The sequence below is a fragment of the Aeromicrobium sp. genome (assembly GCF_049587115.1).
Classification (GTDB): Bacteria; Actinomycetota; Actinomycetes; order Propionibacteriales; family Nocardioidaceae; genus Aeromicrobium.
Window position 1 is genome coordinate 1 of the sequence record NZ_JBAVDI010000015.1, and the last position, 25,619, is coordinate 25,619.

Here is a 25,619-nt window from a genome sequence, read left to right on the forward strand (position 1 = left end):
CGATACCGAAGATCCGCCGGTCCATGCGATCAGCCTAGTCGCGCAGGGTCACCCGCGCGGGATGATGCCGTCGAACACGGCGCGGCGGTGGCTCACCCACGCATACGCACCCCTTATAGGTGGCCCAGGCACCGGCGGTCGGCGCGATAGGTGGCACATCCACCGCTCGGTGGGGTGGGGGCGGGGTTAGACGTCGAGAGCGGCCACGACGTCGGAGTCGGTGAGGCGTCGGAACTTGCGCGGCTGCGTGCGGGTACGCGTCAGCACGGCGACCTCGAGCGCCGACGCCTCGACGGTGCGCGCCGGTGTGGTGTCCTGGCCGAGCGCCGTGACCGCGACCCGGATCGCTTCCGCGAGGGCCATCCCAGCCGTGTAGTGCTCCCCCAGGTAGGTCTCGACGAGCTCGCTCTGGCCCCCCATGACCCCGAATCCCTGCACGTCGGCAACCGATCCGTCGTACATCAGCCGGTAAACCTGATCCTGCGAGGCATCAGCACCGAGCTCCCCGACGAAGATCTCGACCTCGTACGGCTTCTCGCCGCCGGAGGAGAAGATAGTGCCGAGCGTCTGGGCGTATGCATTGGCCAGACCGCGGGCGGTGACGTCCCTGCGGTCGTATGAGTAGCCGCGCAGATCGGCCAGCCGGACGCCGGCGATCCGTAGGTTCTCGAATTCGTTGTAGCGACCCACCGCCGCGAAGCCGATGCAGTCGTAGATCTCACTGATCTTGTGCAACGCCTGCGACGGATTCTCCGCGACGAACACGATGCCGTCGTCGTACTGGACAACGGCGACGCTGCGGCCGCGACTGATGCCCTTGCGGGCGAAGTCTGCCCGATCCTTCATCAGCTGCTCGGGCGAGACGTAGAACGGTTGCGTCATCGGGTCGGTCCTCTCACGTCAGGGGGGCCGAGGGGCCATCGGGACGACCCATCCGGGCTGCGATCACCTGGTCGGCGATCGCCGCGGTCTCGTCCTCGGGATAGGCGCGATAACCGTCGGCGGTGATGGCGCCGACCATCGGGAAGATCCGGCGGGCCAGATCGGGTCCGCCGGTCGCGGTGTCGTCGTCCGCCGCGTCGTACAACGCCTGGATCGTGGCGGTGACAGCCTCGTGCTCGGTCAGACCTTCGCGATAGAGCTTCTTGAGCGAGCCGCGAGCGAAGGTCGACCCGGAACCGACCGAATGGAACGCCCGCTCCTCGTTGCGGTTGCCGGTGATGTCGAAGGCGAAGATGCGTCCCACCTGCGCATCGAGGTCATAGGCCGCGAACAGCGGGACGACCGCGAGTCCCTGCATCGCCATGCCGAGATTGTTGCGGATGAGGGCCGCCAGACGGTTGGCCTTGCCATCGGTCGAGAGGACCGTTCCCTCGATCTTTTCGTAGTGCTCGAGCTCGACCTGGAACAACCTGGTCATCTCGACCGCGAGGCCCGCTGTGCCCGCGATGCCGACGCAGGAGTACTCGTCGGTCGGGAAGACCTTCTGGATGTCGCGCTGCGCGATCACGTTGCCCATCGTGGCTCGGCGGTCACCCGCCATGACCACGCCACCGTCGAATGTCGCGGCCACGATCGTCGTGCCGTGGGCGACCCCGACGAGACTCGCCCCGTCGCTCGTCCGTGCGGATGGCAACAGCTCGGGCGCCCGGACGGAGAGGTAGTCGGCGAAGGACGAGGTTTCAGACAGCCGAGTGCCGTCAGGCAGCATCACTGCCCGCCCTTCTGCACGAAGCTGCGGACGAACTCCTCGGCATTCTCCTCGAGCACGTCGTCGATCTCGTCGAGGATCGAGTCGACGTCGTCGTCGAGCTTCTCCTTGCGCTCGGTGTCGACCTCGGTGGTCTCGACCTGGGCGTCGGACTCGCTGGACTTGCGGGTGCTCCTGTGCTGCTGCTCGGACATGGCTTCACACTATCCCGCAGGCGGTACTCCCGCGGGTGAGTCGCCCTGGAGTGTCGCCGGACGGTCAGCGACGCGTGATCGCCGCGAACAGCTCTGCGGCTGTCGCGCAGGACTCGAACAGCCCGCCGACGTGCTCGGCAGTACCGCGCAACGGCTCCATCGTGGGGATGCGCTGCAGCGAGTCGCGGCCCGGCAGATCGAAGATCACCGAGTCCCAGGAGGCGGCGGCTATGTCCTTCGAGAACTTGGTCAGGCACATCCCGCGGAAGTACGCACGGGTGTCGCGCGGCGGGTCGGTCACTGCGGCCGCGATCTGGTCCTCGGTGAGCAGTCGGTCCATGCGACCGGTGCGAACGAGCTGGTGGTAGAGCCCCTTGTGCAGCCTGATGTCGTGATACTGCACGTCGACCAGGTGCAGCTTGGCGTGCGACCAGTCGAGGCCGTCCCGCTCGCGGTAGCGCTCCAGCAGCGCCAGCTTGGCAACCCAGTCCAGCTCCTGAACGCATTCCATGGGGTCGCGTGCCAATCGCTCCAGAACGTCTGCCCAGCGGTGAAGGATGTCGTCGGTCTGCTCGTCAGAACCCTCGCGGGCGACGAACTCCCGCGCGAGCTGCAGGTACTCGCCCTGCAGCTCCAGCGCCGTGACGGTCCGGCCATCCTCCAGCTCGACCTTCTGCGTCAGTTTGGGGTCGTGCGAGATGTCGTACAGGGAGCGGATCGGATTGGCGAGCGCGAGGCTGCGGCGGAGGAACCCCGCCTCGATCATCGCCAGCACCAGCGAGGTCGTGCCGTGCTTGAGGTAGATCGCGGTCTCCGAGCAGTTCGCGTCGCCGATGATGACGTGCAGGCGGCGGTACTTCTTCGGATCGGCGTGCGGCTCGTCGCGCGTGTTGATGATGGGTCGTTTCAGCGTGGTCTCCAGGCCTACTCCGACCTCGAAGTAGTCGGCCCGCTGGCTGATCTGGAACGCATCGACGCTGCCGTCCTGCTTGCGCCCGACCCGGCCAGCCCCTGTGAACACCTGACGCGAGACGAAGAACGGCGTCAGGTGCTCGACGATCTGGTCGAACGGGACGTCCCGGCGCATCAGGTAGTTCTCGTGGGAGCCGTAGGACGAACCCTTGTTGTCGATGTTGTTCTTGTACAGAACGATCGGTTGGGTGCCGGGAATCGTGGCCGCGAGCTCGGCACCGAGCCGCATCACGTTCTCCCCTGCCTTCTCCCACCTGACGACGTCGAGCGGGTTGCTGACCTCCGGGCTGGAGTACTCCGGGTGCGCGTGGTCGACATACAGCCGAGCACCATTGGTGAGGATGATGTTGGCCAGGCCCATGTCCTCGTCGGTGAGCTGCGACGGGTCGGCGACCTCGCGGCTGAGGTCGAAGCCGCGTGCGTCGCGAAGCGGATTCTCCTCTTCGAAGTCCCAGCGGGCGCGGCGGGTCAGCCCGTGAGCCGCGGCGTAGGAGTTGACGACGTGTGTCGACGCCACCATGGGGTTGGCATGCGGCTGCCCCTGCACGGCGATGCCGTACTCGACCTCGCTGCCCTGCACCCGCCTGACGGTCATGACGTGAGCCTATGCCCCGCCAGCACCTTGCCGAGGTGGACGCTCAGCGGATCAGCCGCGTAGAAACCGAATGCCGGGATGTCGGTGTAGCCGGCGGAGCGGTACATGGCGATGGCCTCGGGCTGTGCCAGGCCTGTCTCGAGAATCAACCGGCTGATGCCGGCTGCGACAGCGGTCGCCTCGAGATGAGCGAGAACCACTCGCGCCAGTCCTCTGCGCTGATGACTGGGACGGACGTACATCCGCTTGATCTCGCCGTCACCGTCCTCGCCGTGACGACGCCAGCCACCCATCGCCACCGGTGCGTCGTCGACGTAGACGACGAAGAACTCCCCTTGCTCGCCGTCGAACTCGGCGGTGTCGATCGGGGCGATGTCACCCTTCCCGCCGTACCTCCGGGCGTACTCGGCCTGCACCTCTGCCGTCAGCAGCTGTGGGTCGGCGCTGCCGTAGGGCACAGCGCGGAGGTCGTACGTCAGCACCGTCTACAGGTACTGGCCGGTGTTGGCCACGGTGTCGATGGACCTGCCCGGCTCGTTGCCGCTCTTGCCGGAGATGAGGGTACGGATGAACACGATGCGCTCACCCTTCTTGCCCGAGATCCGCGCCCAGTCGTCGGGGTTGGTCGTGTTGGGCAGGTCCTCGTTCTCCTTGAACTCGTCGAGGCAGGCCTGCAGCATGTGCTGCACGCGCAGGCCGCGCTGGCCGCTCTCGAGCAGGTCCTTGATCGCCATCTTCTTCGCCCGGTCCACGATGTTCTGGATCATGGCGCCGGAGTTGAAGTCCTTGAAGTACAGGACTTCCTTGTCGCCGTTGGCGTAGGTGACTTCAAGGAACTGGTTGTCCTCGGACTCGGTGTACATCCGCTCGACCGTGCGCTGGATCATGCCGGTGACACAGGCCTGGCGGTCGCCGCTCCACTCCCCCAGGTCGTCCGCGTGCAGCGGGAGTCCGGCGGTGAGGTACTTGCTGAAGATGTCGGTCGCCGACTCGGCGTCGGGCCGTTCGATCTTGATCTTGACGTCGAGTCGACCGGGCCGCAGGATCGCGGGGTCGATCATGTCCTCGCGGTTGGACGCACCGATCACCAGGACGTTCTCGAGGCCCTCGACGCCGTCGATCTCGCTCAGCAGCTGCGGGACGATGGTGTTCTCGACGTCAGAGGAGACGCCGGATCCGCGGGTGCGGAAGAGCGAGTCCATCTCGTCGAAGAACACGATGACCGGCGTGCCCTCGCTGGCCTTCTCGCGTGCCCGCTGAAACACCAGGCGGATGTGCCGCTCGGTTTCGCCGACGTACTTGTTGAGAAGCTCCGGTCCCTTGATGTTGAGGAAGAACGACCGTCCCTCTTCGCCGGTTCGCTCGGACACCTTCTTGGCGAGCGAGGCCGCCACCGCCTTGGCGATCATGGTCTTGCCGCAGCCCGGAGGCCCGTAGAGAAGCACGCCCTTGGGCGGCTTGAGCTCGTGCTCGATGAAGATCTCGGGGTGCAGGTAGGGCAGCTCGACGGCATCCCGGATCGACTCGATCTGGCTGCGCAGGCCGCCGATGGACTCGTAGTCGATGTCCGGGACCTCTTCGAGGACCAGGTCCTCGACCTCGCTCTTGGGGATGCGTTCGTAGACGTAGCCCGAGCGGGAGTCCAGCAGCAGGGAGTCACCGGGGCGCAGCTTGACGCCGTCGAGCGATTCAGCGAGCCGTACGATGCGTTCCTCGTCGGCGTTGCCCATGACCAGAGCGCGCTCGTTGTCCGCCAGGATCTCCTTGAGCGCGACGACTTCGCCGGTGAGCTCGAAATCCAGCGCAGTCACGACGTTCATCGCCTCGTTCAGGATGACCTCCTGCCCCTTGCGCAGGGCGAGCCGGTCGACAGCGGGACTGACGTTGACGCGAAGCTTGCGCCCCCCGGTGAACACGTCGATGGACTCGTCGTCATTGCGCTGCAGGAAGGTGCCGAAACCGGTCGGCGGTTGAGCCAGCCGATCGACCTCCTCCTTCAGGGAGACGATCTGATCGCGCGCCTCGCGCAGTGTCGAGGTGAGGCGCTCGTTCTGAGAATTCGTGGCGGACAGCTTGGCTTCGAGCTCGGTGAGGCGCGAGTCGGTCGAACCCACCGAACCGAGGCGACGACGAAGGTGCTCGACCTCCGCGCGCAAGTAGGCGACCTCCTGCTCGGAGCCGCTGCTCTGACCACCCAAGCCACTGTCCGTCATCAGCCACCTCACTACTCGTAGCCACGACCCTACCTGCCGGTGACACGTCTGCGCCTGTCATCGCGGATGCGCCGCGGGTGTCGCGTCGGCCAGCTCCGGCGGAGGTCCTACGCGATCTCGCTGCCGGCCGGTCGCGGTCCGGTGTAGTCCGGGCCGTAGGCACCGGGTGCTGGACGGCGAGACGTGCCCATCGATCGGTGGCCGGGCGCCATTCGGCGGGCCGTCACGAGGAACGCAGTGTGACCGTTCATCTTGTGCTGAGGCCGGACCGACAGCCCTTCGAGGTGCCAGTCCCGCTCCAGGGTCTCCCAGGCACGTGGCTCGGTGAAGCCGCCGTCGGCCCGCACTGTCTCGACGAACAGCGACAGCTGGGTCGTGGTGGCGACGTACGCGCAGATGATTCCACCGGGGACCAGCCGCTCGGCAGCGAGCGGGATGCATGTCCAGGGGTCCACCATGTCGAGGATCAACCGGTCGATCTCGGTCTCGGTGACGACCTCGCGCACGTCGCCGACCGTCAGCGTCCATCCGGGCAGGTCGGTCCCGGCGACCTGGCGGACGTTCTTGCGCACGTTCTCGGCGAACTCCTCGCGCAGCTCGTACGAGCCGAGGGTGCCGGTGGGCCCGACAGCGCGCAGCAGGTAGGCCGTCAGGCTGCCCGACCCTGCTCCGGCCTCGACGACGCGCGCTCCGGGATAGATGTCCGCCTGCGCGACGATCTGGGCGGCGTCCTTGGGGTAGATGATCGCGGCCCCCCGCGGCATCGACACGACGTACTCGAACAGCAGCGGTCGGAACACCTGGTACGGGGCCTCCAGCGACGACTCGATCACGATGCCCTCGGGCTGGCCGATCATGTCGTCGTGCCGGATCTGGCCCTTTTTCGTGGAGAACTCCTTCCCCGGCTCGAGCTGCACGTTGTGCTTGCGGCCCTTGGGGTCGGTGAGTCGCACCCACTCGCCCGGCTGGAGGGGTCCACTGCGCATGAAGGAAGTCATCGTCGGCTCGCTCGATAGGCCTCGTCGACAGCGTTGGCGCTGAGCACGCCATACACGCTGCCGTCGGGCTCGGTCAGGACATAGGTGTCAGCGGGCACTGCCGCCATGGCACGCAAGAGCTCGGATCCACGCAGATCGGCAGGCAGGGCCGGCATGCCGGCCGGAGCGGCCGTGGAGGTGTCCGCGAGCGTCCTCGCATCGAGCAGGTTGACCCGGGAGGCGCGACTGGCGCTGCGGAGCGCGTCACCGGCCCCTTGCCACAGGAACCAGCCGACGAGCGCTGCGATCACCAGGTCGATGGTGAACTCCGGACCACCGCGGTCCCGGACCAGCACGAGCACGACGATCGCGATCGCCGTGAGGCGGCCGATCCACGCGGCCACCCGGATGCCCAGCGCCTCGCGGCCCGTGACCTGCCAGATGATCGCCCGGAACACCCGTCCGCCGTCCAGCGGCAGACCCGGCAGCATGTTGAAGATCGCCACCAGGATGTTGACCTGCGCCACCGCGTAGAGGATGTCGGCGGTGGTGCCGCTCAGGCTGGGCTCGACCGCGAAGCTCGCGAGACCGATGGCGAGCGAGGCGAGCGGCCCCGCTATCGAGATCGCGAGCTCCTGCCACGGCGTGCGACTCTCCCCCTCGATCAGGGTTTCGCCGCCGAGCAGGTGCAACGTCACCGAGCGCACTCGCATGCGGAATCGTCGGGCCACCACGACGTGGGCGAGCTCGTGAACCAGCACTGACACGTACAGCCCAAGGACGAAGCCAGTGGCGATGACGTAGGGGTTGGAGTCCAGTCGACCTTCGAACCGGGGCGCGAACAGCAGCACCAGCGCCACACCCATCAGCAGTAGTGACGGCTTGATCAGCACGTCGACACCGGAGACACGTCCGATGCGCCACGTGCCGGGCTGCGCGGGTGAGCTCACCGAGTCAATCTAACGGGTCAAGCGTTGCACTCCGATGCGTCGGTGGGTCGAACTAGTCTGCTCACCATGGACGACACCGACGCTCCGCAGGCCGTTCGACGATCGCTGTCACCCAGCAGGGCCGGCGACTTTCAGACCTGTCCGCTCCTGTACCGCTTCCGCACGATCGATCGGCTGCCCGAGTCGCCTGACCCAGCCATGGTCCGCGGCACGCTCGTGCATGCGGTCCTTGAAGACCTGTTCGACGACCCGTCCGCGGGCCGGACGCTCGACCGCGCCGTGGATCTGCTGCCAGGCGAGTGGGAGACCCTTCGCACCGCGGAGCCCCGGCTCGCCGAGCTGTTCAGCGCCGAGCAGGCCGCCGACGAGACCGCATGGCTGGCATCGTGCGTCGACCTGCTCGGCACCTATTTCGACATGGAGGATCCCCGCTATCTCGAGCCGGCCTCCCGCGAGGAACGGGTCTCCTACGCGCTTGAGTCAGGGCTGACCCTGTCAGGCATCATCGACCGTGTCGACATTGCTCCCGACGGCCGCATCAGGGTGGTCGACTACAAGTCGGGCCGTTCCCCGAACCCCCGGTTCGAGGACAAGGCGATGTTCCAGATGCGGTTCTACGCACTCGTCATCTGGCGGACGCGGGGTGTCATCCCGACGCTGCTGCAGCTGATGTATCTCGGCGACGGATCGTTCCTGACCTACGAGCCGGACGAGGCCGAGCTGCTGGCGACCGAGCGCAAGATCGTGGCTCTCTGGTCGGCGATCGAGCGCGCGATCGAGCTGCGCGACTTCCCACCCCGCAGAAGTGGTCTGTGTGCCTGGTGCGCGCACCAGGCACTGTGCCCGGAGTTCGGCGGCACTCCCCCGGAGCTTCCGGCGCTGGAGATCGTCGACGTCAGCTCGCTGACCACGACTGCGCCCTAGGCGAACAGCTCGCGGAGGTCGTCGGGTTTCAGACCTTCCAGGGTGGGAATCTGTACCCGTCGCTCAGCTGCTGGCACGTTGACGAAGTGCGGCACGACCAGCACGTCGCAGCCGGCCGCATTCGCCGATGCCGCTCCGGTGCCGGAGTCTTCGATCGCCAGACACTGACCGGCGTCCACGCCCAGCAGCTCGGCTGCCAGCAGATACGGATCGGGGTGCGGTTTGGGGCGGGAGACCGTGTCGCCCGTCACGACGGCCTTGAAGGGCAGCGCCGCGGCGACCGGTTCGGCGATCGAGGTGTAGGACATCGTGACGAGCGCCTGCGGCATCCCTTCGGACTCGAATGCCGCGATCATGTCGCGGGCGCCGGGTCGCCAGTCGATGTGGTTGGTCAGCGCGGATGTCAGCTGGCCGACCAGGTAGTCGACGACCTCCTCCGGCGACATCGAGCTGTCGAGCTTGTCACGGATGTACTGGCCCGAGGTCAGGAGCGAATTGCCGACCAGCGCGAGCCCGTCCTCCTCGGTCCAGATCTTCCCGTGCTGTTGGGCCAGCGTGTGTTCGGCGGCCATCCAGAGGGGCTCGGTGTCGACGATGGTGCCGTCGAGGTCCCACAGGACAGCGGCGTATGCAGGCACCGCTCAACCGTAGCCGAGGCGTGACCCCGGGCCGCATCCGCGCGTTGTGCCTACGCGGTGACGGTTCTGAGGAACCTTGCTGACCGTGAGATACTGAATCAGAGTTCGGGACTCCTGAGGCCTAGGCGAGCCCGCCGCCGGCTGGAGATCCCCAGCATTCCTGCCGATCGCACTTCCGAGGATTGCTTGTGTCCGACACCCAGAACCTTCGTCCTGATGCCACGTCCGACCTGACCGCGCTGCTGCACAGCCGCATCATGATCCTCGATGGCGCGATGGGCACCGCAATCCAGCGGGATCGTCCCGACGAGGCCGGCTATCGCGGCGAACGCTTTGCCGACTGGCCGTCGGACGTGCAGGGCAACAACGATCTGTTGAGCCTGACCCAGCCCGAGATCATCGCCGCAATTCACCGTGAATACCTCGAGGCCGGTGCCGACCTGATCGAGACCAACACCTTCAACGCCACCACGATGTCGCTGAGCGACTACGGCATGGAGGACCTCGCGTACGAGCTCAACTTCGAGTCTGCGCGCCTCGCCCGGCGCGAGTGCGACGCGATGAGCGAGCGCACCCCTGAAAAGCCCCGCTACGTCGTTGGCGCCATCGGCCCCACGAGCCGCACCGCCTCGATCTCACCCGATGTCAACGATCCGGGCGCCCGCAACGTGTCCTTCGACCAGCTCGTCACCGCCTACCTGGAGCAGGCCAATGGTCTGGTCGACGGCGGTTCGGACGTCCTGATGATCGAGACGATCTTCGACACGCTGAACGCCAAGGCGGCGATCTTCGCCCTCGAGACCCTCTTCGAGGAGCGCGCCCGACGCTGGCCTGTCATCATCTCGGGCACGATCACTGACGCATCGGGGCGCACGCTCTCCGGGCAGGTGTCCGAGGCGTTCTGGCACTCGGTCCGGCACGCGAAGCCGCTCCTGGTTGGCCTGAACTGCGCATTGGGCGCCAAGGAGATGCGGCCCTACATCGCCGAGATCTCACGGGTAGCCGACACCTTCGTTTCCTGCTATCCCAATGCCGGGCTGCCGAACGCCTTCGGCGAGTACGACGAGGCCCCAGACGAGACCTCCGCGATCGTGGCGGAATTCGCCGAGAGTGGCTTCGTCAATCTCGTCGGCGGGTGCTGCGGCACGACACCGGCGCACATTGCGTCGATCGCACGCGACGTGGCCGACAAGGCACCGCGAGCGGTCCCGGAGACGAGTCCCGCTTTGCGCCTGTCCGGGCTGGAGCCGGTCACGGTCGTCGAGGAGACGCTGTTCGTCAATGTCGGCGAGCGCACCAACATCACCGGGTCAGCACGCTTCCGCAACCTGATCAAGGCCGGTGACTACACGACTGCCCTGGCCGTCGCCCGCCAGCAGGTCGAGGCTGGTGCGCAGGTCATCGATGTCAACATGGACGAGGGCATGATCGACGGCATCGAGGCGATGGATCGTTTCATGAAGCTGGTCGCCACCGAGCCCGACATCTGCCGCGTGCCGACCATGATCGACTCCTCCAAGTGGGATGTCATCGAGGCGGGGCTCAAGTGCGTCCAAGGCAAGTCGATCGTCAACTCGATCTCACTCAAGGAGGGCGAGGAAAAGTTCGTCCGTGAGGCGCGACTGTGTCGCAAGTATGGTGCCGCGGTCGTGGTGATGGCCTTCGACGAGGAGGGGCAGGCTGACAACCTCGAGCGCCGCAAGGAGATCTGCCAGCGGGCCTACGACATCCTGGTCGATCAGGTGGATTTCCCGGCCGAGGACATCATCTTCGACCCGAACTGCTTCGCGGTGGCAACCGGGATCGAGGAGCACGCCAACTACGGCCTGGACTACATCGAGGCAACTCGCTGGATCAAGGAGAACCTCCCCGGCGCACTGGTCTCCGGAGGCGTCTCCAACGTGTCATTCTCGTTCCGCGGCAACAATCCCGTGCGCGAGGCGATCCACGCCGTGTTCCTGTACCACGCGATCTCGGCCGGCATGGACATGGGAATCGTCAATGCGGGCGCGCTGGAGGTCTACGACGAGGTCCCCGAGCTGCTCCGCGACCGTATCGAGGACGTCATTCTCAACCGTCGTCCTGACTCGACCGAGCGGCTGCTCGAGATTGCCGCCGACTTCGCCGGTGACGGCTCGGTCAAGGAGGTCGCCACCGAGGAGTGGCGTTCCCTCCCGGTCACCGAACGCATCACGCACGCCCTGGTCAAGGGCATCGACGAGTTCGCCGAGTCGGACACCGAAGAGCTGCGTCAGCTGATCTCCGACCGAGGCGGACGCCCCATCGAGGTCATCGAGGGCCCGCTGATGGACGGCATGAACGTCGTCGGCGACCTGTTCGGCGACGGGAAGATGTTCCTGCCGCAGGTCGTGAAGTCCGCCCGCGTGATGAAGAAGGCCGTCGCGTACCTGCTGCCCTTCATCGAGGCCGAGAAGCAACCTGGTGACGCCGAGCGGAGCAACGGCAAGGTCGTGATGGCCACGGTCAAGGGGGACGTCCACGACATCGGCAAGAACATCGTCGGCGTCGTCCTGCAGTGCAACAACTACGACGTCGTCGACCTGGGTGTGATGGTTCCGGCGCAGAAGATCCTCGATGCAGCCAAGGCCGAGGGCGCCGACGTCATCGGGCTGTCGGGCCTGATCACGCCGTCGCTCGACGAGATGGTCAACTTCGCCGTCGAGATGGAGCGTCAGGGCTTCGACATCCCCCTCATGATCGGCGGGGCAACGACGTCGCGTGCGCACACCGCGGTCAAGGTCGCGCAGAAGTATCACGGCCCGGTCATCTGGGTGAAGGACGCATCGCGGTCTGTGCCGGTCGTCGCTGCGCTGCTGTCCGAGGATCAGCGGCCCAAGCTGGTGGCCGACACCCTCGAGGACTATGCGGCCCTGCGCGAGCGTCACGCCGCCCGCCAGGACACCCGCACGCTGCTGACCATCGCCGCCGCGCGCGAACAGGCCACCCCGATCGACTGGTCCGGCTACCAGCCACCGCGGCCCCGCATGCTGCTGCAGCAGGCCAGGGACCTCTGCTCGGGACCCGGCTGCGACCACCGGCACGGCACGGTCACCCAGTTCGTCAAGACCTTCAAGGACTACTCGCTCGAGGAGCTGCGCGGCTACATCGACTGGCAGCCGTTCTTCAACGCCTGGGAGATGAAGGGCAAGTTTCCGGACATCCTCAACAATCCGACGTCCGGAGAGGCTGCTCGCAAGCTCTACGACGATGCCCAGATCATGCTGGACAAGCTGATCGAGGAGCGGTGGATCCAGGCCGACGGCGTGTTCGGGCTCTTCCCGGCCAGCCAGATCGCTGCAGACGACATCGAGGTCTACACCGACGAATCTCGCACCGAGGTCAGGACAGTCCTGCACCAGCTGCGGCAGCAGGGTGAGGGTCGCGAAGGCACGGCCCGCAAGTCGCTCGCGGACTTCGTGGCACCCAAGGAGACCGGCCTGCACGACTACGTCGGCGCCTTCGCTGTCACTGCTGGCACCGGTATCACCGATCGCATCCTGCAGTTCAAGAAGGAGCTCGACGACTACAGCGCAATCCTGCTGGAGTCCCTCGCAGATCGGCTTGCCGAGGCGTTTGCCGAACGTCTGCACGAGCGCGTGCGCAAGGAGTTCTGGGCGCACGCCCCCAACGAGGCCCTCAGCAGCGACGAGCTCATCAAGGAGAAGTACTCCGGCATCCGGCCCGCCCCCGGATATCCCGCGTGTCCCGAGCACACCGAGAAGCGCACGATCTGGGAGCTGCTGGACGTCGAGGCCAACACCGGCATCCAGCTCACCGAGAGCATGGCGATGTGGCCTGGCGCCTCGGTCAGCGGGTTCTACTTCTCGCACCCCGAGTCGCAGTACTTCGTCCTGGGCCGCGTCGGACGCGACCAGGTCGAGGACTACGCCGAGCGCAAGGGCTGGACCGTCGACGAGGCTGAGAAGTGGCTCTCCCCCAACCTCGGATACCGGACGGAGAACGAGTAGGTAGGCGTTCGCTCGCACCGGCGGAACTCGCTGGCGCTCGACCAGGCAGCGTGATCGGTCTTCGGCCTCCCCATCGTCAGCTGCGGGATAGGGTTAGCGGGTGACTTCCGAGGCGGACATCCCCCAGCTCCGCGACCCATGGATGGTCGCCGCTTTCGAGGGTTGGAACGATGCAGCCGACGCGGCGTCCGGGACGGTCGACCACCTGATCGACGAGTGGGAGGCCGAGCTCTTGATCGAGCTCGACCCCGAGGACTACTACGACTTCCAGATGCACCGGCCCCAGGTCCACAACGACGACGACGGCGATCGCATCATCACCTGGCCTGCGCCGAAGATCTTCCACGCTCGACCTCGCCGCGGCGATCGCGACGTCCTGCTGCTGCGAGCTCCCGAGCCCAACTTCCGCTGGAAGGCGTTCTGCTCCACGGTGCTGGGGGTCGCGAAGCTCGCCGGGGTCACCGAGCTGATCACCCTGGGCGCGCTGCTGGCCGACTCGCCCCACACCCGCCCGGTGCCGGTGAGCGGCTCGACGATCGATCCGATCCTGATGCGGCGAATGTCATTGCTCCCCTCGACCTACGTGGGACCTGTTGGGATCACCTCGATCCTCAACGAGATGGCGTCGCGCGAGGGCATCGCGGCCGCATCGCTGTGGGCCGCCGTTCCCCACTACCTCGCCGAGCCGCCGTGCCCCAAGGCCACCTTGGCCCTGCTGGGAGCGATCGAGGACGCCATGGGCCTGCCGCTCCCCCAGGGTGTGCTGGTCGAGATGACCGACGCATGGCAGCGCGGTGCTGAGGACCTCACCTCCCGCGATGAGGAGATAGCCGAGTATGTCGAGGCGCTGGAGAACGAGCGCGACACCAGCGATCTCCCCGAGGCTTCCGGTGATGCGATTGCTCGTGAGTTCGAGCGCTACCTGAGGCGGCGCGGCGATGACCCGGAATAGGTCGTTCCGAGTCCGGTCGCCCGGCCGCTCGCAGTTGGGGTTGCGGTTGGTTGTGCGCGTGACATTCTCATGACAGGGGTGGAGCCGCCGCCCGACGTTGGAGGACCGCACATGACGACACATGACGATTCGACGGGCCGGCCTGGAGTTCAGCCGGTGACCGACTGGGCGGATCTGGGCCGCGAGGTCTGGGATTACCTGACCGGCAAGGGAGCGGCGGTCAATTATGAGTTCATCGACATGGCAGTCGAAGTTCCTCGCGACACCGGAGCCGACGCACCACGAGCGACCTGGAAGCTCAACGGCACGTTGAGGATCACGACGAGCGACGACGAACTGGCTGGGTCCGACCAGCACCGGGAGTAGCCGTGACCGCGGTGGTTCACCTGACCGCCGATCTGACCTTCGAGGTCGACGTGCCATCGGATGGCGAGCGATCCGGCGGGCAGGTGCGGGGCACCGTGACGGCCCGCGGCAACAAGATCACCGTTCGCAGCGACGACATCTTCTCGGTGGTCGGCCAGCCCTCGAGGTCCGAGGTCCGCCGAGTGGCGGCTGGTCTCGCGCAGCTCGGGCTCGCGGTGGAGGTCTCGGGACCCAATGGTGTGATCGTCGTCCTGGGCGATGTCCGGACCAGCCCGATCCACCGCCTGTTGACGCGCTCACGACACATGCGACTCGGACACTGGACCCAGGCCTTGGCCGCCGGGTGGGCACGTCGTCCCAGCAACACCGGAGTCGAGCTGACCTCTGCGGGCTGGCCACCGGGTACACCCTGGCCGCCGCTACCCACGGTCAACGGCCTTCCCCGTGTCGTGACGACGACTCACGACCCCGCTGGAGGCGGGAACCCACGCCTTTACATCGCCGACGCCTCCGATCCGCTCATGCCCAGCGTCCTCGGGGTCTACCCACTACCGGCCACGGGGACCACGATCGGTAGCGGCGACGACGTGGACCTGCACCTCGCCGGGACGGACACGCTCCAGGCCGAGATCATCAGGACCGACGACGACGAGTACGTCCTGATCGCGCGGAGCTCTCGCATGCTCAGCACCGTCGCTGGACGACAGCTGCCGCGCCAGCTCCTCCGGACCGGTGCCCGGATCCAGATGGGTCACTGGCGGCTGTCGTACGTGCGGGACGAGTTCGCCGACCATGGACGGCCATACGGAGGACGAGCCGGCGGAGAGCTCGGCCGTCAGCGCACCCAACCACGCCCGCCGAACCGCCCGGGCCCTGGGTTCTAGTCAGCTAGAGCTTGACGCCGAGCAAGGCGTCGATCGCCGTCCGAACGGTGCGACCGGCCTGTGGGTCGGCGGCCGCATCGTCTTCGGCCCATTCGTCGACGGCGGCGAGCGCGGACGGGGCGTCGAGATCGTTGGACATCGCCGCACGGATGGCCTCGACGATCGCCGAGCCGGATGGCGCCACGGGACGACTGACCGCAGCGCGCCAGGCTGCGAGCCGCTCCTCGGCGACCGCGATCTCCTCGCCGAACCATTCCCAGTCACTGCGATAGTGGTGCGCCAGGAGCGCCAGTCTGATCGCCATCGGGTTGTGACCCGCCGCGCGGAGCTTGGACACGAGCACGAGATTGCCCTTGGACTTGGACATCTTCTCACCCTCGTAGCCCACCATTCCGGCGTGCACATAGGCCTGGGCGAACGGTTCGTGCGTCGTGACGGTTGCCTCGGAGGCCGACATCTCGTGATGCGGGAACACTAGGTCGGAGCCGCCGCCCTGCACGTCGAAATTTGTGCCCAGATGCTCCAGCGCGATCGCGGCGCACTCGACGTGCCAGCCCGGGCGCCCACGGCCCAGTCGGGTCTCCCAGGAGGGCTCTCCGGGGCGTTCGGACTGCCAGAGCAGGCAGTCCAACGGGTGCTTCTTCCCGGCTCGGTCAGGGTCTCCCCCCCGCTCGGGAAAGATCTGCAGCATGGCATCCTCAGTGAGACCCGAGACCGAGCCGAAGCCTGCGTCTGCGTGGACGTCGAAATACAGGTCGTCATCCACTCGGTACACCGCATCGCGCTCGTCGAGCTGATCGATCATGTCGACCACCAGATCGATCGTCTCGACCGCGCCCACGTAGTTGGCCGGCGGGATGATCCGCAGCGCGGTCATGTCCTCGCGGAACAGCTCGATCTCGCGCTCCGCCAGCTCGGTCCAGTCGACGCCTGTCGCCTGGGCCCGCTCCAGCAGTGGGTCGTCGACGTCCGTGACGTTCTGGGTGTAGTCGACATCGAGTCCGTGATCGCGCCAGACGCGTTGCAGCAGATCGAAGGCGAGGTAGGTCGCGGCGTGCCCCATGTGGGTCGCGTCGTACGGGGTGATGCCGCAGACGTAGAGACGCGCGGTCTGCGTCGGGTCACTGGAACGCAGACGCTGCGTCGCGGTGTCGTGGACCCGCACGACGGGTCCGGCGCCCAGACCCGAGTCCGCGATGGAGGGGACTTCGGGACTTGACCAGCTACGCATGAGCCGAGCGTATCGGGAGTGCGGTTACGGCCAGTCTGCGGCGTCGGCCCGGTGGTCAGGGGCACAATGGCGAAGTGATCATCGACTGTGCGGTCTACCGTGATGGGGTCCGGGAGGACACGGCGCACGACACCGACTCGCTGGACGCGGCGCTCGCCGGTCTGGGTGAGGATGACTTCCTCTGGGTCGGCATCGGCAACCCCACGACCGACGAGCTGGAGCGGGTGTCCCAGTCGCTGTCGCTGCACCCGCTCGCCGTCGAGGACGCCCTGGAGGCTCACCAGCGGCCCAAGGTCGAGCAGTACGACGACCACCTGTTCATGTCGATACGCACGGTCTCGTACAGCGATGACGACATCACGACGCACGAGGTCAACATCTTCCTGGGGACCAACTTCCTGCTGACCGTCCGGCACGGTGGACCCTCGCTCAAGGATGCGCGCAAGGCCGCCGAGTCGATGATCGAGCCGTTGTCCCACGGGCCGACTGCCGCTCTGTACGCCGTCGTGGACAGCATCGTGGACCACTACGAGAACGTCGCAGCCGAGCTCGAGGTCGACGTTCAGGAGGTCGAGACGTCGGTGTTCTCGACGGAACGTTCCAACGATTCCACCCGGATCTATCGGCTCAAGCGCGAGACTCTTGAGTTCCGGCGCGCGGTCCTGCCGCTCAAGGAGCCGATCATGCGGTTCGCGCACGGCGCGATGCCGGAGGACTCCCGTCCGTACTTTCGTGACATCGGCGACCATCTCACTCGTGCCGCCGAGGCGATCGACTCGATCGATCATCTGCTCGACAACGCGTTGCAGGCCCACCTGGCCCAGCTGAGCGTCCAGCAGAACGAGGACATGCGGAAGCTGACCGCGGGCGCCACGATCTTCGCCGTCCCCACCGCGATCGCCGGCATCTACGGGATGAACTTCGAGCACATGCCAGAGCTGACCTGGACCTACGGCTACCCCGCTTGCCTGGTGGCCATCGGCGGTCTGTGTCTGTACATCTACTTCCGCTTCAAGCGTTCCGGCTGGCTGTAGTCCAGATCAGCCGACCGTCGTCCCGGCCGCGATCACGCCGGCACCGACCAGGATGAGCACGATCGCTCCGAGCCCGACCCGATAGACCACGAATGGTGCGTAGGAGTGCGTGCTGACGTACTTGAGCAGCCAGTGGATGACAGCGAGGCCAACGACGAACGACACCACCGTACCGACGATGGTCGGACCGGTCCCGTACGCGTTGTCGCCGCCAATGTCCTTCAACTTGTAGACGCCCGCGCCGACGACGGCGGGAATTGCGAGCAGGAACGCGTATCGCGTGGCGGCGGCGCGCTCATAGCCCAGGAACAGCCCCATGCTGATCGTTGCGCCGGATCGCGAGACTCCCGGCACCAGCGCACCGGCCTGGGCGAGACCGAGCAGGATCGCGTGCTTCATGGTCAGGTCGGCGATCGGACTGGTCTTGCGACCGACGCGCTCGGCGATGCCGAGCACGATGCCGAGGACGATCAGCGTGGTGCCGATGACCCACAGATTGCGAAACTCACGGTCGATGGCGTCCTGCAGGAGGAGACCGAACGCGACGATCGGGAGCGAGCCGACGATCACGAACCAGCCCATGCGCCACTCCGACTCCGCGCGTGCCGCAGGCGAGAACGCCCCCCGGACCCAGCCGGACCCGATCGTCCAGATGTCCTTCCAGAAGTAGAGAAGGACCGCGAGCTCGGTACCGATCTGGATCACCGCGGTGTAGGCGGCACCCGGATCGTCCCAGCCGAAGAACTTCGGAAAGATCGCCAGGTGGGCACTGCTGGAGATCGGGAGGAACTCGGTCAGGCCCTGCAGGACGCCGAGGACAACGGCACGGAGGAAATCCACTGTGCGAGCCTACCCGGCTGACTTCACCCCGCCGACTAGCCTTGCGCCATGCAGTATCGCCGTGTTGGTCGCTCGGGGCTGGAAGTCTCGCGGCTCGCGCTCGGCACGATGACGTGGGGCTCGACGATCGATGCCTACGACGCCGAGGAGCACCTGTCAACCTTCATGGATGCCGGCGGGACGATGATCGACACTGCCCCGATCTACGGTGATGGCGCTGCCGAGGAGCTGCTCGGCACGCTGATCGCGAAGGCCGATGTGCGCGATCGGCTCGTGCTGGCCGGCAAGGCCGGATTCGTGCGGCGCGGGGACGATGTCGTCCGTGACTGCTCCCGCGGGTCTCTTCTTGACCAGCTCGACCAGTCGCTGCGGCTGCTCGGCACGGACCATCTCGACGTGTGGCAGGTGCACACGTGGGACCCGAGCACCCCCATCGAGGAGACGCTCGGCGCACTGGAGCATGCCGTTCGCACCGGCCGCACGCGCTATGTCGGCATCTCCAACTTCACCGCCTGGCAGTCCGCGCTCGCGCAGACCTGGCTGCGCGGTCGTGCCGATGCGCTGCCTCTGATCAGCACCCAGATCGAGTACTCACTTGTGCAGCGTGCCCCGGAAGCCGAGCAGATCCCGGCCGCGGAGCATCTCGGCATCGGCGTTCTCGCGTGGTCCCCCTTGGGCCGTGGAGTGCTGACCGGCAAGTACCGCACCGGAGTCCCGTCCGATTCGCGAGGCGCAGACCCCGCGTGGACCGAGTTCGTGTCGCCGTACCTCACACCGGGCAAGGCCGCGGTCGTGGAGGCGCTGGCCCGGGCATCAGAGGGTCTTGGCGTCACGATCGCGCACGTCGCGCTGTCCTGGCTGCTCGGTCGCTCGCAGGTCGCGGCCGCGATCATCGGTGCGCGCACCACGTCGCAGCTGCAGGAAGATCTCGCCTCGGAGGATCTTGAACTGCCGGTTGAGATCATCCAGGCCCTCGACGACGTCTCAGGTGGTACCCGATGAGAGGTGAATCGATGATCGAGTACGAGTTCTGGAAGCTCACGATCGACCGCACCAAGTCCCGGTCGGCCGTGTGCCGCATGCTGACCGACGCTGCGGAGTACCAGGGCTGGGAGCTCGACCGATTGCGCAAGGACGGGACGGGTCAGCGCACCGTCGTGCTCCGACGCAAGATCATCCGGATGCGCAGCACGCTGTAGTCGCGCTAAATCAAATTGAGGAACTCGTCGAACACGCGTGAGCCGAACTCCAGAGCGTCGACCGGGACCCGTTCGTCGACCCCGTGGAAAAGCGCCGTGAAGTCCAGATCGGCCGGCAGCCGTAGCGGGGTGAAGCCGTACGACGTGATGCCGAGCTTGTCCCACGCCTTGGCGTCTGTTCCGCCGGACATCAGGAACGGGGCGATGTGCGCCTCGGGATCTTGGCTGTGCAGCGCGACGGTCATCGAGTCGACCAGGTCACCCTCAAAGGGGTATTCCAACGCGACATCGGTGATGTACGGCTCCACGGTGACCTGGTCGCCCACGACGTCCTGCACCGCCGGCAGAAAGGTGTCGGCGTGGCCGGGCAGGTAACGGCCGTCGACGTAGGCGATGGCCTCTCCGGGCACCACGTTGTGCTTGTAGCCGGCCTCCAGCATCGTGGCGTTGGTCGTGTTGCGCATGCCGGCACCGATCATCCGCACCGCCGGTCCGAAGTGCGCGAGCAGCTCGTCGGGCGACCCGTCTGCGCCGGCGAGCTCGCGAACCTTGGTGAGCAGGAGCTGCATCGATGGCCCCGGCTCGGAGGGCCACGAGTGCTCACCCAGTGCCGCCAGTGCGCGGGCGAGGTGGATCACGGCATTGTCGTCGTTGCGCATCGAGCCGTGCCCGGCAGTGCCCCGCGCGCGCAGTCGCATCCAGGCGATCCCCTTCTCACCGGACTCGATCAGGTAGAGCCGCTTGCCGCCCACTTCGGTCGAGAAGCCGCCAACCTCGCCCACCGCCTCGGTGCATCCCTCGAACAGGTCTGGGTGCCTGTCGACGAGCCAGTGCGCGCCCAACTTGCCTCCAGCCTCCTCGTCCGCCGTGAAGACCAGTGTGATCGGGCGGTCCGGAATCACCCCGGCGCGCTGACGGGCCCGGACGACCGACAGCAGCATGGCGTCGAAATCCTTCATGTCCACGGCACCACGTCCGAACAGGTAGCCGTCGAGGACCTCCGCTGCAAAGGGGTCGACCCGCCAGTCCGATGCCTGCGCCGGCACGACGTCCAGGTGCCCATGGATCAATAGTCCCGGCTTGGGCGAGTTCTGGTTGCCCCACCGGGCCACGACGCTGGCGCGACCGGATTCGGACTCGAAGATCTGCGAGTCGATGCCGACCTCGTCGAGCGAGGCTGCGACGTACTCCGCGGCCTTGCGCTCCCCCGGGCCCGAGTCGTCGCCGTAGTTCGACGTGTCGATGCGGATCAGGTCGCGACAGATGTCGAGTGCTTCAGCTTCCGGCAAGTACCCCATGGGCCGATCGTACGTGTGGCCCGTCTTCCCACAAGTCCGCAGACCGCGCGGCTCGCAGATCAGGCCAGCAGGCCGTCGATGACCCGCGAGAACAATCGGGTGCTCGATGCGCGAGTCAGCCCATCGAGCACCCGCGGGGTGCCGCGCACGTGGATGTCCTCTCGCCACGTCACCCGGCTACCGTCGTTGAGGGGCTCGACGCTCAGCTCGGCCCAGCCGGTCACAACCCGGCCCCGCTTGACCAGTCGACAATAGGACGGCGATCGGGACTCGACGACGTCCATCGGATCGTCGAAGCCAACCCGGCCGATTCCGGTCCTGGCGACGAATCCGTGCTCGGTCAGTCTGATCCGGGTCAGTGGCACGAACTCGCCGTGTCGCTCCCAGTCGGTGAGCCGGTCCCACGACTCCTGGGGCGTCAACGACACCTCTCGCACGATCTGTATCAAGGTCACGGCATCATCGTAGGCATGCCCACCATGCCGTTCACCTCGATCGCCGACGTCAAGGACAAGCTCGCCTCTGCGGGCTACCTCGCATCCGATGCGGTTGCGACCACTGTCTTCCTCGCCAGCGAGCTGGGCAAACCCCTGCTCGTGGAGGGGCCTGCAGGTGTCGGCAAGACCGCTTTGTCGACCGCCGTCGCCGAGTCCTGCGGGGCCGAGCTCGTCCGGCTGCAGTGCTACGAGGGCGTCGACGAGGCTCGGGCGATCTATGAGTGGAACCACGCCAAACAGCTCCTCCGGATCACCGCTGGCAAGGACGAGACATGGGACGAGGCGCGCAACGACATCTTCAGTGAGGAGTTCCTGCTCGCCCGTCCCCTGCTGACCGCGATCCGCAACGACGGTCCGACGGTCCTGCTCGTCGACGAGACCGACAAGGCTGACGTCGAGATCGAGGGACTTCTGCTCGAGGTTCTCGGCGACTTCCAGATCACCGTTCCGGAGCTCGGAACGATCACTGCCAAGACTCGCCCGTTCGTCGTGCTGACCTCCAACGCGACGCGTGAGCTGTCCGAGGCGCTCCGCCGGCGCTGTCTGTTCCTGCACATCGACTTCCCGGATGCTGCGCTGGAGCAGGAGATCGTCCGGCTCAAGGTGCCCGCGCTGGACCAGACGCTCGGCGACTCGCTGGTCCGGGTCATCAACGCCCTGCGTGCGATGCCCTTGCGCAAGGCCCCGTCGGTCTCCGAGACGATCGACTGGGCGCGTACCCTCGTCGCACTCGGCGCCGACATCCTCGATGACGACGTGGTCCGGGAGAGCCTCGGTGTGATTCTCAAGCACCAGGACGATCTCGAGAAGGCTCGCACCCGGCTCGATCTCGACGAGGTGCTGGGCGCGTCATGACCAGGCCACCGGCCCCGCAGGCGGCATCTGCCGCTGCGCCGAGCCAGCAGGACGTGGCGGTACGGCTCGTCGAGTTCGTCACAGCCCTTCGCAGCAAAGGCATCCCGGCCGGCACCAGCGAGACGGTTGACGCCGCAGCCGTCGTGGAGGTCCTGGGGTTGAGCGACCGGGACCAGCTCCGGGAGGGTCTGGCCTCGGCTCTCGTGCGTCGAGGCGGCCAGCGCGACGTCTTCGACATGACCTTCGACCTGTACTTCCCAGCGGGGATCGGTGCGCCCCAGGCCGTCCGGGACGCCGAAGAGGAGCTCGATCTCGACGACCTGAGGGACCTGCTGGCCATGGCTCTGGCGGAGAACGACCTACGCGCTCTGGAGCAGGTCGCCGAGATCGCGGTCGACCTGCTCGGGAGCGTCGGGACACAGGGCACCCCGACCGGCGGGTGGTCGGCCTACCAGACGCTCGAGCGGCTCCGACCTCAGACGTTGCTGGTGCAGGCACTGGAGCAACGCGGTCAGAGCGTTGGTGGTCAAGGGCAGGGCAGCGGTCAGGCCGGCGGTCAGGGCGGGGATGAGTTCACCCGGCGGCTCGAGCGCGATGAGATCAGGCAGAACGTCGACCGCTTCCGTGCCCTGGTCGCCGGCGAAGCTCGCCGCCGGACCGCAGAGCTGCGCGGACGTGACACGGTCACCCGCCACGCGGTGCGCACCGGGACCGACCGAATCGACTTCCTCAGCGCCAGCAAGCAGCAGCTCGAGGAGCTGGGACGAACGGTACGGCCACTCTCCCGCAAGCTGGCGACCCGGTTGGCGGCCCGGCGCCGCAAGGCCACCCGCGGACGAATCGACATCCGCCGCACACTCCGACGATCGATGTCGACCGGGGGCGTGCCGATGCACCCCGTGCACGCCAAGCCACACCCCTCCCGCCCCGAGCTGGTCCTGCTGTGTGACGTGTCGGGGTCGGTCTCGGGATTTTCCAGCTTCACGATGCACCTCGTCCAGGCACTCAGTGGGCAGTTCAGCAAGGTTCGGGTCTTCGCATTCGTCAACGCGATGGACGAGGTGACCGCGATGGTCAAGGAGGATGGCGATGATCTGGCGCAGCGGATCGCACGGGAGGCGCACATCACGAAGTGGCACACCAGCAGCGACTACGGGGAGGCTCTCGCGGACTTTCACGCCCACTTCATGACCGCGATCGGGCCTCGGACCGCGGTCTTGATCCTCGGAGATGCCCGCAACAACAACCAGGACCCCAATCTGGGTGCGTTGCACGACATCAACCAACGGGCCCGACGCACGTTCTGGCTCAATCCGGAGCATTCGATGCGGTGGGGCCTCGGTGACTCGATCGCCCCCACGTACGCGGAGATCGTCGAGATGCACGAGTGCTGCAATGTCGATCAGCTGACCAAGTTCATCACCCGGCTGCTGCCCGTCTGAGGGTTCGACCCCATGCAGAGCCCGAGTCTCAGTGAGAATCGGTCGTCAGAGGACCATCTGACCGAGCTTGCCCGTGATGATCTCGCGAGCCTCACGAACGATGCGCTCGATCAGTGCGCCAGCCGATGGGATGTCGTCGATCAGGCCTTGGCACGTGCCGACGCTCCAGATCCCGGCCTCGGGATCCCCCAGCTCGTACACGGTCTTGCCACGGGCTCCTGACACCAGGTCGCGCACCTGCTCGAACTGTCCGCCGCCAGCCAGGATCTCGACGACTTCACGGCTGACACTGTTGCTGGCGACCCGAGCGGTGTTGCGGAGCGTGCGGAAGATCAGCTCGGTGTCCCGCTCGGTGGAATCCACGATCGACTGCTTGATGTTCTGATGAATCGGGGACTCCTCGGTGCACATGAACCGGGTGCCCATGTTGATGCCGTCGGCGCCGAGCGCCAGCGCAGCCACGAGGCCGCGCGCATCCGCAAATCCTCCGGAGGCGATCATCGGGATCGTGATGTGCTTGGCCGCTGCGGGGATCAGCACCAGACCCGGGATGTCGTCCTCCCCCGGATGACCGGCGCACTCGAAACCGTCGATGCTGATGCCGTCGACACCCAGATCCTGAGCCTTGATCGCGTGCCGAACGCTCGTGCACTTGTGCAGCACCTTGATGCCGGCTGCGTGGAACTGCGGAAGGTGCGGACCGGGATTGGAACCCGCTGTCTCCACGATCGTGACGCCTGACTCGACGATGACCTGGCGGTACTCGTCGTACGGCGGCGGCGTGATGGCCGGCAGGATGGTGAGGTTGATGCCGAAGGGCTTGTCGGTGAGTTCGCGCGTGCGGGCGATCTCCTTGACCAGGTCCTCGGGAGTCGGCTGCGTCAGCGCCGTGACCATCCCGAGCGCACCGGCGTTGGCAACAGCCGCCACGAGCTCGGCTCGGCCGACCCACTGCATGCCGCCCTGGACGATCGGGTGCTCGACCCCGAACGTCTCGGTGAACTTGGTCCGCAGCGCGCCACTCATCGCGGTGCCATCCGAATCGCGCCGTCGAGTCGGATCGTCTCGCCGTTCAGCATCGGATTCGCCACGATGTGTGCTGCGAGCGCACCGTACTCGGACGGTTCTCCCAGCCGGCTCGGGTGCGGCACCTGCTGGCCGAGCGACCTCCTGGCGTCCTCGGGCAGCGATGCGAGCAGAGGGGTGTTGAACAGTCCGGGAGCGATCGTCATGACCCGGATGCCGAGTGAGGCGAGATCCCGTGCGATCGGGAGCGTCATGCCGACGATCCCGCCCTTGGAGGCGGAGTAGGCAGCCTGGCCGATCTGTCCGTCGAAAGCAGCGACCGAGGCTGTGTTGATGATGACCCCACGCTCCTCGCCGATCAGGTCGAGCTCGGCCATCCGGGTGGCACCGAGGCGCAGGACGTTGAACGTGCCGACCAGGTTGATCTCGACGACTCCCTTGAACGCATCAAGCGGGAAGGGGCCCTTCTTCCCGGTGGTCTTGACCGCATTGCCGACGCCGGCGCAATTGACGACGACCCGCAGATCGCCGAGCTCCTGCGCGATGTCGAGCGCGGCGTTGACGGCATCCTCATCACGGACGTCGGCGGCCGCGAAGCGAACGGAATCGCCCAGACGCGCTGCGACGTCCTCACCAGGCGAGCCCGGTAGGTCCACGATCACGACCTTGGCTCCATCGGCGAGGAGAGCCTCGACGGTGGCCAGCCCGAGGCCGGAGGCCCCGCCTGTCACCAGGGCTACGGAGTTCTTGACGTCCATGTCTTGTCCTTCTCTGCGGCTGGGCTGACGAGCTCTGCTGAACGGTATCGGTTCGGTCATGGCTGAATTCGGAG

The 25,619-nt window shown here is 66.6% G+C and carries 25 protein-coding genes; 10 read left to right on the forward strand and 15 right to left on the reverse strand.

Translation table 11 applies throughout. From position 1 onward, the window contains the following. Positions 1–186: 186 nt before the first annotated feature. The 8 genes from prcA to WB461_RS01350 all read right to left on the reverse strand — a co-directional run bounded on the left by prcA (position 187) and on the right by WB461_RS01350 (position 7,612). The gene (gene prcA, locus WB461_RS01315) at positions 187–882 is read right to left on the reverse strand and encodes a proteasome subunit alpha (protein WP_423850921.1); all 696 of its coding nucleotides are present in this window, start codon (positions 880–882) and stop codon (positions 187–189) included. A gap of 13 nt (positions 883–895) precedes the next feature. Then, a complete protein-coding gene (gene prcB / locus WB461_RS01320) occupies positions 896–1,711 on the reverse strand; it encodes a proteasome subunit beta (RefSeq protein ID WP_423850956.1) in 816 nt (271 codons plus the stop codon). Continuing rightward, positions 1,711–1,905, reverse strand: a complete 195-nt coding sequence (locus WB461_RS01325; protein WP_423850922.1) for a ubiquitin-like protein Pup — start codon at positions 1,903–1,905, stop codon at positions 1,711–1,713. Before WB461_RS01325 ends, prcB begins: the two co-directional genes overlap by 1 nt. A gap of 64 nt (positions 1,906–1,969) precedes the next feature. After that, entirely contained in the window at positions 1,970–3,472 is a 1,503-nt protein-coding gene (gene dop, locus WB461_RS01330) for a depupylase/deamidase Dop (RefSeq protein ID WP_423850923.1), read from the reverse strand. Continuing rightward, positions 3,469–3,954: a GNAT family N-acetyltransferase gene (locus WB461_RS01335; RefSeq protein WP_423850924.1), complete on the reverse strand. Its 486-nt coding sequence runs from the start codon at positions 3,952–3,954 to the stop codon at positions 3,469–3,471. The genes dop and WB461_RS01335 overlap by 4 nt, the downstream gene beginning before the upstream one ends. Before the next feature lie 3 nt (positions 3,955–3,957). Continuing rightward, a complete protein-coding gene (gene arc / locus WB461_RS01340) occupies positions 3,958–5,685 on the reverse strand; it encodes a proteasome ATPase (RefSeq protein WP_423850925.1) in 1,728 nt (575 codons plus the stop codon). A 107-nt stretch (positions 5,686–5,792) separates the two neighbouring features. Next, complete coding sequence (locus WB461_RS01345; RefSeq protein ID WP_423850926.1) at positions 5,793–6,683, reverse strand: tRNA (adenine-N1)-methyltransferase; 891 nt, start codon at positions 6,681–6,683, stop codon at positions 5,793–5,795. After that, positions 6,680–7,612 carry a site-2 protease family protein gene (locus WB461_RS01350; RefSeq protein WP_423850927.1) on the reverse strand — a complete coding sequence of 311 codons (933 nt, stop codon included), beginning with the start codon at positions 7,610–7,612 and terminating at the stop codon, positions 6,680–6,682. Before WB461_RS01350 ends, WB461_RS01345 begins: the two co-directional genes overlap by 4 nt. Positions 7,613–7,678: 66 nt before the next feature. Here WB461_RS01350 and WB461_RS01355 point away from each other — a divergent pair, with 66 nt between their 5' ends. After that, positions 7,679–8,536: a RecB family exonuclease gene (locus WB461_RS01355; RefSeq protein ID WP_423850928.1), complete on the forward strand. Its 858-nt coding sequence runs from the start codon at positions 7,679–7,681 to the stop codon at positions 8,534–8,536. On the opposite strand, the gene WB461_RS01360 is transcribed toward WB461_RS01355, so the two are convergent. Beyond that, positions 8,533–9,174, reverse strand: coding sequence for an HAD family hydrolase (locus tag WB461_RS01360; RefSeq protein WP_423850929.1), 642 nt, complete (start codon positions 9,172–9,174; stop codon positions 8,533–8,535). The genes WB461_RS01355 and WB461_RS01360 overlap by 4 nt on opposite strands. A gap of 188 nt (positions 9,175–9,362) precedes the next feature. Here WB461_RS01360 and metH point away from each other — a divergent pair, with 188 nt between their 5' ends. From metH to WB461_RS01380, 4 genes are all read left to right on the forward strand, one after another. After that, the gene (gene metH, locus WB461_RS01365; RefSeq protein ID WP_423850930.1) at positions 9,363–13,163 is read left to right on the forward strand and encodes a methionine synthase; all 3,801 of its coding nucleotides are present in this window, start codon (positions 9,363–9,365) and stop codon (positions 13,161–13,163) included. A 100-nt stretch (positions 13,164–13,263) separates the two neighbouring features. After that, positions 13,264–14,115 (forward strand): PAC2 family protein, encoded by an 852-nt coding sequence (locus tag WB461_RS01370; RefSeq protein ID WP_423850931.1) that lies wholly within the window; start codon positions 13,264–13,266, stop codon positions 14,113–14,115. 156 nt (positions 14,116–14,271) lie between these two features. Further along, positions 14,272–14,481, forward strand: coding sequence for a hypothetical protein (locus WB461_RS01375; protein ID WP_423850932.1), 210 nt, complete (start codon positions 14,272–14,274; stop codon positions 14,479–14,481). A gap of 2 nt (positions 14,482–14,483) precedes the next feature. After that, the gene (locus WB461_RS01380; RefSeq protein ID WP_423850933.1) at positions 14,484–15,365 is read left to right on the forward strand and encodes an FHA domain-containing protein; all 882 of its coding nucleotides are present in this window, start codon (positions 14,484–14,486) and stop codon (positions 15,363–15,365) included. Positions 15,366–15,369: 4 nt separating this feature from the next. Here WB461_RS01380 and mshC read toward each other — a convergent pair whose 3' ends face one another. Further along, positions 15,370–16,596 (reverse strand): cysteine--1-D-myo-inosityl 2-amino-2-deoxy-alpha-D-glucopyranoside ligase, encoded by a 1,227-nt coding sequence (gene mshC, locus WB461_RS01385; RefSeq protein ID WP_423850934.1) that lies wholly within the window; start codon positions 16,594–16,596, stop codon positions 15,370–15,372. A gap of 74 nt (positions 16,597–16,670) precedes the next feature. On the opposite strand from mshC, the gene corA reads away from it, so the two are divergent. Beyond that, positions 16,671–17,630 (forward strand): magnesium/cobalt transporter CorA, encoded by a 960-nt coding sequence (gene corA / locus WB461_RS01390; protein WP_423850935.1) that lies wholly within the window; start codon positions 16,671–16,673, stop codon positions 17,628–17,630. Positions 17,631–17,636: 6 nt separating this feature from the next. Here corA and WB461_RS01395 read toward each other — a convergent pair whose 3' ends face one another. Then, positions 17,637–18,470, reverse strand: coding sequence for an undecaprenyl-diphosphate phosphatase (locus WB461_RS01395; RefSeq protein WP_423850936.1), 834 nt, complete (start codon positions 18,468–18,470; stop codon positions 17,637–17,639). Between the two features lie 48 nt (positions 18,471–18,518). On the opposite strand from WB461_RS01395, the gene WB461_RS01400 reads away from it, so the two are divergent. Both WB461_RS01400 and WB461_RS01405 read left to right on the forward strand, forming a co-directional pair. Then, the gene (locus WB461_RS01400; protein WP_423850937.1) at positions 18,519–19,472 is read left to right on the forward strand and encodes an aldo/keto reductase; all 954 of its coding nucleotides are present in this window, start codon (positions 18,519–18,521) and stop codon (positions 19,470–19,472) included. Positions 19,473–19,483: 11 nt separating this feature from the next. Beyond that, the gene (locus WB461_RS01405) at positions 19,484–19,669 is read left to right on the forward strand and encodes a DUF5703 family protein (protein WP_423850938.1); all 186 of its coding nucleotides are present in this window, start codon (positions 19,484–19,486) and stop codon (positions 19,667–19,669) included. Positions 19,670–19,674: 5 nt separating this feature from the next. Here the strand turns inward: WB461_RS01405 and WB461_RS01410 are convergent, their stop codons facing one another. Together WB461_RS01410 and WB461_RS01415 are read right to left on the reverse strand one after the other, a co-directional pair. After that, the gene (locus tag WB461_RS01410) at positions 19,675–20,967 is read right to left on the reverse strand and encodes a M20/M25/M40 family metallo-hydrolase (protein ID WP_423850939.1); all 1,293 of its coding nucleotides are present in this window, start codon (positions 20,965–20,967) and stop codon (positions 19,675–19,677) included. Positions 20,968–21,026: 59 nt separating this feature from the next. Then, the gene (locus WB461_RS01415) at positions 21,027–21,422 is read right to left on the reverse strand and encodes an SRPBCC family protein (RefSeq protein WP_423850940.1); all 396 of its coding nucleotides are present in this window, start codon (positions 21,420–21,422) and stop codon (positions 21,027–21,029) included. Positions 21,423–21,437: 15 nt separating this feature from the next. Between WB461_RS01415 and WB461_RS01420 the strand changes: the two genes are divergently transcribed. Beyond that, positions 21,438–22,319 carry an AAA family ATPase gene (locus WB461_RS01420; RefSeq protein WP_423850941.1) on the forward strand — a complete coding sequence of 294 codons (882 nt, stop codon included), beginning with the start codon at positions 21,438–21,440 and terminating at the stop codon, positions 22,317–22,319. Next, positions 22,316–23,761, forward strand: coding sequence for a VWA domain-containing protein (locus WB461_RS01425; protein ID WP_423850942.1), 1,446 nt, complete (start codon positions 22,316–22,318; stop codon positions 23,759–23,761). The genes WB461_RS01420 and WB461_RS01425 overlap by 4 nt, the downstream gene beginning before the upstream one ends. A 45-nt stretch (positions 23,762–23,806) precedes the next feature. On the opposite strand, the gene WB461_RS01430 is transcribed toward WB461_RS01425, so the two are convergent. Both WB461_RS01430 and WB461_RS01435 read right to left on the reverse strand, forming a co-directional pair. Continuing rightward, positions 23,807–24,787, reverse strand: coding sequence for an NAD(P)H-dependent flavin oxidoreductase (locus tag WB461_RS01430; protein WP_423850943.1), 981 nt, complete (start codon positions 24,785–24,787; stop codon positions 23,807–23,809). Beyond that, positions 24,784–25,545, reverse strand: a complete 762-nt coding sequence (locus tag WB461_RS01435; RefSeq protein WP_423850944.1) for a 3-hydroxyacyl-CoA dehydrogenase — start codon at positions 25,543–25,545, stop codon at positions 24,784–24,786. Before WB461_RS01435 ends, WB461_RS01430 begins: the two co-directional genes overlap by 4 nt. Between the last annotated feature and the right edge of the window lie 74 nt (positions 25,546–25,619).

Coding starts and splice junctions, on each gene's coding strand:
- prcA (WP_423850921.1), bottom strand. CDS start 882: ATGACGCAACCGTTCTACGTCTCGCCCGAGCAGCTGATGAAGGATCGG.
- prcB (WP_423850956.1), bottom strand. CDS start 1,711: ATGCTGCCTGACGGCACTCGGCTGTCTGAAACCTCGTCCTTCGCCGAC.
- WB461_RS01325 (WP_423850922.1), bottom strand. CDS start 1,905: ATGTCCGAGCAGCAGCACAGGAGCACCCGCAAGTCCAGCGAGTCCGAC.
- dop (WP_423850923.1), bottom strand. CDS start 3,472: ATGACCGTCAGGCGGGTGCAGGGCAGCGAGGTCGAGTACGGCATCGCC.
- arc (WP_423850925.1), bottom strand. CDS start 5,685: ATGACGGACAGTGGCTTGGGTGGTCAGAGCAGCGGCTCCGAGCAGGAG.
- WB461_RS01345 (WP_423850926.1), bottom strand. CDS start 6,683: ATGACTTCCTTCATGCGCAGTGGACCCCTCCAGCCGGGCGAGTGGGTG.
- WB461_RS01355 (WP_423850928.1), top strand. CDS start 7,679: ATGGACGACACCGACGCTCCGCAGGCCGTTCGACGATCGCTGTCACCC.
- mshC (WP_423850934.1), bottom strand. CDS start 16,596: ATGCGTAGCTGGTCAAGTCCCGAAGTCCCCTCCATCGCGGACTCGGGT.
- WB461_RS01400 (WP_423850937.1), top strand. CDS start 18,519: ATGCAGTATCGCCGTGTTGGTCGCTCGGGGCTGGAAGTCTCGCGGCTC.
- WB461_RS01405 (WP_423850938.1), top strand. CDS start 19,484: ATGATCGAGTACGAGTTCTGGAAGCTCACGATCGACCGCACCAAGTCC.
- WB461_RS01410 (WP_423850939.1), bottom strand. CDS start 20,967: ATGGGGTACTTGCCGGAAGCTGAAGCACTCGACATCTGTCGCGACCTG.
- WB461_RS01420 (WP_423850941.1), top strand. CDS start 21,438: ATGCCCACCATGCCGTTCACCTCGATCGCCGACGTCAAGGACAAGCTC.
- WB461_RS01425 (WP_423850942.1), top strand. CDS start 22,316: ATGACCAGGCCACCGGCCCCGCAGGCGGCATCTGCCGCTGCGCCGAGC.
- WB461_RS01430 (WP_423850943.1), bottom strand. CDS start 24,787: ATGAGTGGCGCGCTGCGGACCAAGTTCACCGAGACGTTCGGGGTCGAG.
- WB461_RS01435 (WP_423850944.1), bottom strand. CDS start 25,545: ATGGACGTCAAGAACTCCGTAGCCCTGGTGACAGGCGGGGCCTCCGGC.